General features: G+C 59.0%; 10 protein-coding genes. 7 read left to right on the forward strand and 3 right to left on the reverse strand.

Annotation, left to right across the window (positions count from 1 at the left end; translation table 11 throughout):
• From ACQY7U_RS08240 to ACQY7U_RS08265, 6 genes are all read left to right on the forward strand, one after another.
• Nucleotides 1-864 (forward strand): pyridoxal phosphate-dependent decarboxylase family protein (locus ACQY7U_RS08240; RefSeq protein WP_428643419.1); only part of this gene is annotated, 864 nt, incomplete at its 5' end.
• Nucleotides 861-1721 carry a fumarylacetoacetate hydrolase family protein gene (locus tag ACQY7U_RS08245; RefSeq protein WP_428643420.1) on the forward strand — a complete coding sequence of 287 codons (861 nt, stop codon included), beginning with the start codon at nucleotides 861-863 and terminating at the stop codon, nucleotides 1719-1721. The genes ACQY7U_RS08240 and ACQY7U_RS08245, both read left to right, overlap by 4 nt.
• A complete protein-coding gene (gene hpaH / locus ACQY7U_RS08250) occupies nucleotides 1718-2524 on the forward strand; it encodes a 2-oxo-hept-4-ene-1,7-dioate hydratase (RefSeq protein ID WP_428643422.1) in 807 nt (268 codons plus the stop codon). The genes ACQY7U_RS08245 and hpaH overlap by 4 nt, the downstream gene beginning before the upstream one ends.
• 12 nt (nucleotides 2525-2536) lie before the next feature.
• A complete protein-coding gene (gene hpaI, locus ACQY7U_RS08255) occupies nucleotides 2537-3316 on the forward strand; it encodes a 4-hydroxy-2-oxoheptanedioate aldolase (RefSeq protein WP_428643423.1) in 780 nt (259 codons plus the stop codon).
• Nucleotides 3317-3592: 276 nt separating this feature from the next.
• The gene (locus tag ACQY7U_RS08260) at nucleotides 3593-6424 is read left to right on the forward strand and encodes a PAS domain S-box protein (protein WP_428643424.1); all 2832 of its coding nucleotides are present in this window, start codon (nucleotides 3593-3595) and stop codon (nucleotides 6422-6424) included.
• A complete protein-coding gene (locus ACQY7U_RS08265; protein WP_428643426.1) occupies nucleotides 6402-7631 on the forward strand; it encodes an EAL domain-containing protein in 1230 nt (409 codons plus the stop codon). The genes ACQY7U_RS08260 and ACQY7U_RS08265 overlap by 23 nt, the downstream gene beginning before the upstream one ends.
• Nucleotides 7632-7756: 125 nt before the next feature.
• On the opposite strand, the gene ACQY7U_RS08270 is transcribed toward ACQY7U_RS08265, so the two are convergent.
• The 3 genes from ACQY7U_RS08270 to ACQY7U_RS08280 form a co-directional block, all read right to left on the reverse strand.
• Nucleotides 7757-8410, reverse strand: a complete 654-nt coding sequence (locus ACQY7U_RS08270; protein WP_428643428.1) for a L,D-transpeptidase — start codon at nucleotides 8408-8410, stop codon at nucleotides 7757-7759.
• Nucleotides 8411-8672: 262 nt separating this feature from the next.
• Nucleotides 8673-9614, reverse strand: a complete 942-nt coding sequence (locus ACQY7U_RS08275) for a type II secretion system F family protein (protein WP_428643427.1) — start codon at nucleotides 9612-9614, stop codon at nucleotides 8673-8675.
• 11 nt (nucleotides 9615-9625) lie between these two features.
• Nucleotides 9626-10213, reverse strand: a complete 588-nt coding sequence (locus tag ACQY7U_RS08280) for a type II secretion system F family protein (RefSeq protein WP_428643430.1) — start codon at nucleotides 10211-10213, stop codon at nucleotides 9626-9628.
• Between ACQY7U_RS08280 and ACQY7U_RS08285 the strand changes: the two genes are divergently transcribed.
• Nucleotides 10097-10339 (forward strand): hypothetical protein, encoded by a 243-nt coding sequence (locus ACQY7U_RS08285; RefSeq protein ID WP_428643431.1) that lies wholly within the window; start codon nucleotides 10097-10099, stop codon nucleotides 10337-10339. The genes ACQY7U_RS08280 and ACQY7U_RS08285 overlap by 117 nt on opposite strands.
• The last annotated feature ends 412 nt before the right edge of the window (nucleotides 10340-10751 follow it).

Here is a 10751-nt window from a genome sequence, read left to right on the forward strand (position 1 = left end):
GCCATCTGGATCTCCGGGATCGGCCAGGACAATCTTGTGCGGATCCCGGTTCAGGGACCGAGCCGCGCCATGGACCCGGCAGCTCTCAGGGCTGCCATCGAAGCCGACATTGCGGCGGGATACCGCCCGGCGGGCGTGATCGCCTGCACCGGCGGCACCGGCGTCGGCGCCTCGGACGACGTTGCAGCTTGCGTTGCCGTCGCGAAGGACTTCGATCTTTATGTGCACCTCGATGCCGCCTGGGCCGGGGCCGCGATGATCGTGCCGGAGTTCCGGGATCTCTGGACCGGGGTCGACGGTGTCGATTCCATGGTCTTCAACCCGCACAAATGGCTCGGTGCGCAATTCGACTGTTCGGCCCATTTCGTACGTAACCCCGAAGATCTGGTGCGCACCCTTGCCATCCGGCCGGAGTACCTGAAGACCCACGGCCATGACGGCGTCATCAACTATTCGGAATGGTCCATCCCCTTGGGCCGCCGGTTCCGGGCGCTGAAGCTCTGGTTCGTGATCCGCACCTACGGCCTGGAAGGCCTGCGCCAGCGCATCCGCAGCCATGTCGCCTGGTCGGCAGGACTGGCGGAGCGCCTCCGTGCAGAACCCGATTTCGAAATCACCTCCGAACCGGTCCTGTCGCTCTTCAGCTTTCGCTACGCGCCCTCGGGAGCCCCGGATCTCGATGCCCTGAACCAGCGGCTGGTTGATGCCATCAACGATGACGGCCGGATCTACCTCACCCAGACGCTGCTCGACGGTCGCAAGGTGGTCCGCTTCCAGGTTGGCCAGTTCGAAGCGACCGAAGACGACGTCGCCCTTGCCTTTGACGTCATCACCGAAATCGCGAGAAAAATGGAGCCTCGATGACCCGCTTCGCGACCTATTCCGCAGATGGAAAGACTTTTTACGGCGCAGTCACCGAGGCCGGCATGATCGCCCTGTCGCCGGAGTTTCCGGACTGGCCGACCTTGCGGAACGTGATTGAAGCCGGCGGCCTTGCAACACTTGCGCAGGCAGCCGCAGGCAAACCGGTCACCCATCCAAACGGGTCGTTCGCCTACGAAATCCCGGTGCCTGATCCTGAAAAGATCATCTGCGTCGGTGTCAATTTCCCGGACCGGAACGCGGAATACAAGGACGGCCAGGAAGCCCCGCCGAACATGTCGCTGTTCATCCGCTTCCCCCGCTCCTTCACCGGCCACGGCCGCCCGCTGATCCGCCCGAAGGCGTCAAGCAAGCTCGACTACGAGGGCGAAATCGCCATCGTCATCGGCAAGGGCGGACGGCATATCAAACAGGAAGACGCTTTCGACCACATCGCTGCGATGACCCTTTGCAACGAGGGTACGCTCCGCGACTGGGTGCGCCATGCGAAATTCAACGTCACCCAGGGCAAGAACTTCGACGCCTCCGGCGCGATCGGCCCCTGGCTGGTGCCCTTCAACGACAAAAGCCAGCTCGAAGACATCCGGCTGACGACGAAGGTCAACGGGGAACTGCGACAGGACGACCGCACGTCCCGCATGCTGTTCCCGATCCCACGCCAGATCGAATATATCTCCACCTTCACCACGCTGGTGCCGGGCGACATCATCGTCACCGGCACGCCGACTGGTGCGGGTGCACGCTTCGACCCGCCGGTTTTCCTGAAACCCGGCGATGTGATCGAGATCGAGGCCGAAGGGATCGGTGTCCTCATAAACGGCGTGGAGGACGAGGAATGAGCCTGACTCCATCAGAAGTCGCACAAGCCGCCGCCGATCTTCTTGAGGCCGAAAAGACCGGCAGGCAGATCGGGCTGCTCACCCTGCGCCATCCGGACCTCGACATGGACGGCGCCTATGCGATCCAGAAGGCGTTGGCCCGGCACAAGCTGGAGGAAGGCCACAAGGTCATCGGCTGGAAGATCGGCCTCACCTCCAGGGCCATGCAGGATGCGCTCAAGATCGACATTCCCGACAGTGGCATTCTCTTCGACGACATGCTGTTCGAGAATGGCGCGACCGTTCCGCAAGGCCGCTTCATCCAGCCGCGCATCGAAGCCGAGATCGCCTTCGTGATGAAGGCACCTGTTGCCGGGGCCGATGTCACCCGGGAGGACATTCTGGCGGCAACGGATTACGTTGCTCCCAGCCTTGAGATCCTCGACACGCGCATTCAGCGCAAGGATCCGGAAACGGGCGAGGCCCGCAAGATTTTCGATACGATCTCCGACAATGCCGCCAATGCCGGCCTCGTGCTCGGGCAGGAACGGCACCGGGCCGAAGTGCTGGACCTTAGATGGATCGGCGCGATCGTCACCAGGAACGGCGAAGTGGAGGAAACGGGCCTCGGGGCCGGAGTGCTCAACGATCCGGTGGAAAGCATGGTCTGGCTGGCCCGGCGCATGGCAGGTTATGGCCAGATCATCGAGGCGGGACAGATTGTGCTTTCCGGATCGTTCATCCGCCCGGTAGAGTGTCCTTCCGGTTCACACATTCACGCCGACTTCGGTCCGTTCGGATCCGTATCCTGCTCGTTTTCCTGAAGGTTTTATTCAATGCCCGCACCGCAGAACCAGTTCAAAGCCGCCCTCAAAGCCGACAAGTCGCTGATCGGCTGCTGGGTCGGCCTGGCCGATCCTTATGTCGCGGAAATCACTGGAAGCGCCGGCTTCGACTGGCTGCTGATCGACTGTGAGCATGCGCCGAACGATCTGCGCTCCATGATGACGCAGCTCAAGGTGCTTGAAGCCTCCGACAGCTTTCCGGCTGTGCGCCTGCCCATCGGCGAGACCTGGATGATCAAGCAGTTTCTGGATGCCGGAGCGCAGACCCTGCTCATTCCGATGGTGGAAAGCAAGGCACAGGCGGAAGAACTCGTCCGCGCCGTGCGCTATCCTCCCAGTGGCGTGCGCGGCGTCGGCGCTGCCCTCGCCCGTGCCTCGCATTTCGCCGGCATTCCGGATTACCTGACGACGGCAAACCAGGAAATCTGCCTGCTGGTCCAGGTCGAAAACCGTGCCGGTCTTGCCGAGCTGGACGGCATCCTGTCGGTGGAGGGCGTCGACGGCGTCTTCATCGGCCCCTCCGACCTTGCCGCCGACATGGGGCATCTCGGAGACCCGATGCACCCGGATGTCGTTGCAGCCATCGAAGACGCCCTTCCCCGGATCAAGGCCTCCGGCAAGGCTCCGGGCATTCTGACCACCGATCTGGACTTCGCCCGGTCCTGCATTGAACTTGGAGTGAAGTTCGTTGCCACCTCGGTCGACGTTCTCACTTACGCATCGGCCATCCGTTCCGAAGCCGCCCGCGTCAAGGAGCGTGTTGCGGGATAGAACCGGTGCTAAAGGACGGACAAATGCCAATCCGGCCAGTCGGGTGGTTGTTGGATCGGTTGGCCGACCGGAGGCATCGCCACCCCACGCAGTTCTCCCCCCGCAACCGTCATCTCCTTCAAATCAACAGAAATGATTCCGGCCTTTAGGTAAAATGACGACTTACCTGATAGTTATCGATCATCGAATATACGAACAGGGGCCCCTTAAAGCCTGAGTGATATCTTTTTGAGGGCGGAGTTGAAGCTGAGGTAATTCCAAGCGGGTAAAACGATCGTGACGAGAACTCTTCTGGACAAGCTGGAACGGGACAGGCTCGCGGAACTCGAAAGCTTTGCTTTCGTTGAGAACGAGCCGCAATCCATTTTCGATGACGTCACCAATACCCTGACCGCGCTCTTCAATGTCGATATCGCATTTGTCTGTTTCGTCGGCCGGGAGAAACAGCGGTTCATGTCCGAGATCGGACTGAACATCCCCTCCGCTCCCCGGGAGGATTCCTTCTGCTCCCATGCCATTCGACAGGACGAGCCGCTCTGTGTCTTCGACGCCGAACGGGATGGGCGTTTCTGCAAGAACCCGGCCGTGGTGCAGCCTCCCAACCTGAGGTTTTATGCCGGCGCTCCCCTGATCACCTCCAGGGGACACCGGATCGGGACCGTGTCGATTGCCGGATGCACCCCCCGGGAAATGACGGAAGCCGAGCGCAAGACGCTCTCAGCCATGGCCCGGCTGGTCGTGCATCAGCTTGAAAACCAGAAGAAGATGTATGAAAGGGACGCGGAGACGAGAAGACTGAAGTCCCTTCTGGACGACATCACCAACGTCATGACCGAAGGCCTTGCGCTCTACGATTCAGAAGACCGTCTCATCTTCATGAACAAGAGATACCAGAAGTATTACGACAGGAAGGGTGACATCATCCGGCTGGGCCGCAAATTCGAGGAAATGCTCAGGGACAACCTTCGCGATGGCTACTTCGTGGAAGCCAGGGGCCGCGAGGAGGATTGGCTTCGGGAGCGCCTCAAGTGGCATGCCAATCCCCCGGAGCAGCCGTTCGAACAGCGTCTGTCTTCCGGCGAGTGGGTTCTCGTCTCCGAAAAGAAGCTTCCCGAGGGCGGTACCATCGGCGTGCGCTCCGACATTACCGCGTTGAAGGAGAAGGAACGCGGCATCCGGGAAAGCGAACAAAGGTTCAAGGATTACACCCAGACGGCCTCCGACTGGATCTGGGAAACCGATGAAAACAACAGGATGTCCCTGCTGGCAGGCAACCATTGGCATCTGTCCGGCATCGAAAAAAGAGCCGTTCTGGGGAAGACCCGCAATGAAGTCGCCTCGGAAGACACCAGCACCCCCAAATGGCAGCAGCTCGATGCCGCGATCAGGAACGAGCAGCCGTTCCGTGACTTCGTTTATCGCCTGTTTGCATCCGACGGCCGCGAACAGGTCATTTCCATTTCAGGCGTCCCCGTCCACGGTGAAGACGGCACCTTCAAGGGATACCGCGGGACCGGCCGCAACATTACGGATCAGGTCCGCGCCAACGAACGGCTCCAGGCCGCCGAAGCGCGCATCCGGGCGGCTTTGAACAACACGCTCGTCGGGATCATCCTGATCGATGCGCAGGGCACCGTTCTGGAGTTCAACCGGGAAGCGGAACGCATGTTCCAATACAGTGCCGATGAGATTGTCGGAGGCAATGTCTCGCGCCTGATGCCGCAGGAGACCGGCGAAAGGCACGATTCCTTTCTCCGGAACTATCTGGAAACGGGTGAGGCTCATGTCATCGGGCAGGCACGCCGGATGACGGGCCGGCGCAAGGACGGCTCCCATTTTCCGTTCACCGTCGGCATCAGCAAGGTCGAACTGGCAGGCGGCATCCAGTTCATCGGCTCCCTCACCGACCTGACGGAGCAGGAAAGCCTGGAGAACCAGCTTCAACGCGCCCAGAAACTGGAAGCGATAGGCCAGCTGACCGGCGGGATCGCGCACGACTTCAATAATATTCTTGGCATCATCAAGGGTAACCTGGAACTCGGGCTTCGCAAGGCCGAGGCAGGCTCTCCGCTTACCGGCTACTTCGAAAAGGCCCACCGGGCCACCGAACGGGCGACCAGAATTACGCAGCAGCTGCTTTCCTTTTCCCGGCAGAAGGATTTCTACTCCCAGAAAATCTCCTGCGATCTCAACCAGGCCGTCCATGACGTGGAAGCCCTGCTGCAAGGCTCGATGACAAAGAGCATCGACCTCAAGGTCCGGCTTCATTCACGGCCGCTGATTGCCCATGTCGACATGGGCGACCTGCAGGACGCGGTGATCAACCTGGCTGTCAATGCGCGTGACGCCATGAACAGCTTCGGCGTCTTGTCGATCACGCTCGACGAAGTCGAGGTTGAAGCGGCGAGCGACCTGGATGCCGCGGGATTGCCGGTCGGCCGTTACGGTGTGGTCTGCGTCACGGACAACGGTCCGGGCATTGCGGAAGACATCCGCGGCCGGATTTTCGAACCCTTTTTCACGACCAAGCCGAAAGGCCAGGGAACGGGTCTCGGCCTTGCCATGGTCTACGGCTCTGCAAAGCGGTCCCGAGGCGAGATCAAGGTCGACTCCCAGGAAGGGTTCGGCACCTGCTTCCGGATCTTCATTCCAATCTTCGACGAGGCAAGCACCGCCGCAACGGACGGCCAGACCGAAGATTCGCCGGCACCCGGCGGAACCGAAGCCATCCTGATCGTCGACGATGAGCCGGAGCTGGCAAGATATGCCAGGATTACCCTTCAGGAACTGGGTTACGACGCACGCACCTGCACCTCTCCCCAGGAAGCCCTCGACGCGCTGCGCGAAGGCGCTCCTGTCGATCTGGTCTTCACCGATGTCGTCATGCCGGGACCTATGAACGGCCTCGAACTGGTTTCGGAGGTCAAGCAAATCAACCCAGATGTGAAAATTCTCCTCACATCAGGTTTTGCGGGTGAAATACTTGCGAAACATGATCATGATATTCCGGCCCTGCTCGTAAAACCTTACGACAGGACGAAACTGGCTCGCGCGATCCGCAAGTCTCTGGATGACAGGTCCGCACATGAAAGTACTGGTTTACGATGACGAGGCCGATTTTGCCGATTACCTGAGGGAGGTCATCGAAGACCTCGGCCACGTCGTGACCGTTGCCACCAGCGCTGCCGAGTTCGCGAACAGGTTCTCGGTCGAAACCGACGTGATTTTTCTCGACTTGTTCATGCCGGATGTCGACGGGATCGAGTGTATCCGGTTTCTGGCCAAGACCGGAACCAAGGCACTGCTCATTCTGATGAGCGGCCAGGATCCGGCGATCCTCAGCGCGGCAAGGGAAGGCGCGCGCGCAAACAGTCTCAATGTCCTGGACGTCCTGACAAAACCGATCGCGATTTCATCCGTGGATACGGCAATGGAAAAGGCTCAAGCCCAGATCCGTATCTCCGGAACGCGCGAAGTTCCGGCCTCCGTCCGCCGCCACCAGATCACACCGCAATCGATCGTGGAAGCGCTGGAGGAAGGCCAGTTTCATGCCGTTTATCAGCCGCAGATCAAATTGAGCGGCAACTCCGTTACAGGTGTCGAAGCCCTGCTCAGGTGGAATCACCCTCTCTTCGGACTGGTTCTGCCGGCAGAGTTCATTGCCGTTGCCGAAACATCGCCCGACACCATGAACCACCTGACCCGGTTCATCGTGGAAACAGCATGCCGCGACCTGGGGGTCCTGTCACGCGCCGCGCCGGATTTGACCGTATCGATCAACCTGTCGGCCGTGACCTTCAACGACGTGACCCTTCCGGAAATGATCCAGCAGGCCGCGCGCGAGGCGGCACTCGGACCGGACAGGATCATACTTGAAGTCACGGAATCGGCCGCATCGTCCCACATAGGCCGCGCCATAGACATTCTGACGCGGCTCAGGATGGCCGGCTTCGGCGTCTCCATCGATGATTTCGGGACAGGGTATTCCTCGCTGGAGCAGATCGTCCAGATCCCGTTTACGGAACTCAAGGTCGACAAGCGGTTCGTGAAGGACATCCTGAACAGCGAGAAGTGCCGGGCGGTCTGCGAGATCGCCTGTCTGCTGGCCCGGAAAACCAGCATGACGCCCGTTGCCGAAGGCGTCGAGGACAGGGCAACGGCAGACGAGCTGCAACGGGTCGGTTTTGTCCTGGCCCAGGGATTTTATTTTGCCAGGCCCATGCGCCTCAAACAGTTGCTTTCCTGGCTGGAAACACCGACGGAAGACATGCTGCCACCCGTCAGGCCGGGGGCCGTCCGTCACAGCGCCAGGTGAGACCGTTCCGAATTGGGCATGGTGCCGAGGCCTTGACACCACAGGCTCCGGGGGACGGCCCCATCTGACAATTGGTTCAGGCCGCGCGGGAAAGGACTGGAGCCAAGGTGTGGGAGCTTGGGCTCCTAAGCCAACACGACGACCTTGGTCCCGATACTGACCCGGTCATAAAGATCGATGATGTCCTGGTGCCACATTCGGATGCAGCCGCTGGAGGCGTTCGTGCCGATGCTGTCTGGCGCGTTGGTGCTGTGGATGCGGTAGAGCGTATCCTTGTTGCCCTGCCAGAGATAGAGCCCACGCGCCCCGATGGGATTGCGCGGGCCGCCGTCCTGCCCGTCCTTGTATTTGGCCAGCTTCGGGTCCCGCTCGATCATTTCTTCCGGCGGAAACCATTTCGGCCATTCCCGCTTGAACCGGATCTCCGCTTCCCCGTTCCAGGCAAATCCCGCCCGCCCGACACCGATGCCGTAGCGGATGGCGCGTCCTCCCGGCTGGATCAGATAGAGAAACTTCCTCTTCGGGTCGACCACGATGGTTCCCGCGGTATAGCGCGAGGGATAAAACACCGTCTGGCGCAGGAATTTGGGATCGAATTTCTGGTACTGAATGGCGGGAAGCGAAAACCCGCCGTCCTTCAGCGGACCATAAGCCGATGCGTAGTCCGGCGTTCCATCGGCAAGGGCATTCAGACCGGCCTGCGTTGTCGCGCTCTGCTGGCTCTGACAGGCGCTCAGAAGCAACGGAAGTGCGGCAACAAACCAGCGGCGGCTCAACATCACGGTCAATTCCTTTCACCGGAAGTTCGGGGCCGGCAACCCGTCCCGGCCAGGGCAGACAGCAACTTCGGCTTCAACACCTGGCAGGATCAAAAAACAAAACCAACAAACGCAATACCGGATACAGGCAACACCATCATGGTAAACGCTTGATTACCTGCCCGGGAAAACGGAAGTGTAATTCCCAAACGGCTGCCAGCTGTTTCCATGAACGTTTTTCTGACTGCCTCATCCGTCCCTGGGAGAATCTGCCAGAGCCGAATTATCTTTCTCCCAAGGTTGCGAAAAGCGCAAGAACCTTGATGATGATCGGGACAAGCACGATCAAAATGCTCATCGGGAAAAGAAAGACTGCGAGTGGAAACAGCATCTTGACAGGAAGGGTATTGGCTTTCTCCTCTGCCCGGATCATGCGGTTCTGCCGCATTTCCTGACTGTAGACCCGCAAGGTTTTGGTGACACTTGAACCGAGCTCTTCCGATTGCCGCAGCAAGACGGCTAATGCACGGGCTTCCTCGATCTGCACACGATGCGCGAAGTTGGTCAGGGCGTCCCTAAGACGGCGGCCACCGCGGACCTCCAGCATCATGATACACAAATGGATGCCGAAGCTTTTGTGGCTGGCAAGGAATTCCTTGGCGACCCGATCCACCGACGCTTCGATGCTCAAGCCCGCATCGACACAAACGATCATCATGTCCATAAAGTCCGGAAACAGCTTTCTGTAATCCCTTTCCCGTCTCACCCCTCTGCGCTCCAGCAGCACGTTCATAATGAAGAATACGAAAGCTGAAATCAGCATGGAGAGGACGAGAACAATAACGCGGGACTTTTCCGGCATCAGAAAACTGAACAGCGTGAAGCAACCGCCCAGGACGCAGACAACCACGGCAAAGCGGATAGTCTGGTAAATTAGTGCCGCGGACTTGGAGAAGTATCCCGCCCTGATCAGCCGGAAGCGCAGAGAATTCGGATCCGTTGCTCCCCGGGCGACCTCGAAATAGTTCGAGATCATTTCGTGATCTTCCGATGAGAACCCCGCAAGATCTCGCTGGTTGAGCGTGATCTCGGGCTTGTCGTCAGGCGATGAGACCTGCTCCACCCTTTCAACAAGTTTGGAGCGGGCGGACAACCAGGTTACCAGGCTCATCGACAAGATCATGACCGCCAGGAAAACGGCGGCAAGGATGAGTATGTCACTCATATGCGCGTCTCCTAGAAATCAAAATTGACGATCTTGCGCAGGACGATCATGCCAATCGTCATGATCACCGCCGCGATGGCGAAGATGACGTCGGCATAGCCACTCTCCCAAACCGGGTCGAAATAGGTCGGTGCGAGCGCACTGATCATGAAATACAGGAAGAAGGGAAAGCCAAGCATGATCCAGGAGGTCATCCGGCCTTCGGCGGACAGCGACTTGATTTTTGCCTTCATCATTTGTCGTTGCCGCAGCACATCGGAAAGGTTGCTCAGGATTTCGGCCAGATTGCCTCCGGTTCCCCGTTGAACGGTGATGGAAACCGCCACCAGCTTGAGATCGTCGGCCCCCACCCGTTCGACCATGTTGCGCATGGAAACGGTAATATCGGTGCCATACGTGAGCTCGTCGCTCAGGATGCCGAATTCACTGCCGATAGGGTCAGGCATTTCTCTCGCGACCAGGGAGATGGAAGTCGGCAGCGGATGCCCGGCCCCAAGGCTGCGGGTGATAACATCCAGCGCATCCGGCAATTGCTTCAAGAACCTGTTGATCCGCTGGGACCTGAAATAAAGGACAATGAAAAAGTACAACAACGGCAAGGAAGCAATGGCAATCAGCCCCCGCAGTATCGGCTGGGAAAGTATCGCCCCCGTCACAAACCAGGCAAACAGCAGAAAAGCCACAGAGTAGAGAATTATTCTTCCCCAATCGATTTTCAAACCTGACTGGGCAAACAACTTTCGGAACCAGGTAAGAAGATGCTCGTGTTCGTCCGACCCGATTGCACGCTCCTTGAGCATGCTTTCATACATTGCCTTCCGGTCTTGATTGGCCTCCAGAAGTTTCAACCGGTAATTCAAATGTCTTTTGCGGGAAAACAGCCCGTGGAGCAGCCTGATTGCACTGTCGAAAAGTATCAGGCTCGCAAGAAAAACCGCACTGTAGACAAACAGGATATTCATGGCTTCCGGTCAACCAATCGGGCGAGAGGGGTCGAAGATGGTATCGGGTACGGAAAGCCCGATTTCAGCAATCGTTTCAAGGAACCGGGGCCTGATTCCCGTGGCGAAGTAGTGTCCCCGTACCTTGTTGTCCGCGTCCACGCCGGTTTTCTTGAAAGCCATGATCTCCTGCATC

This window comes from Roseibium sp., from assembly GCF_050301095.1.
Lineage (GTDB): Bacteria > Pseudomonadota > Alphaproteobacteria > Rhizobiales > Stappiaceae > Roseibium.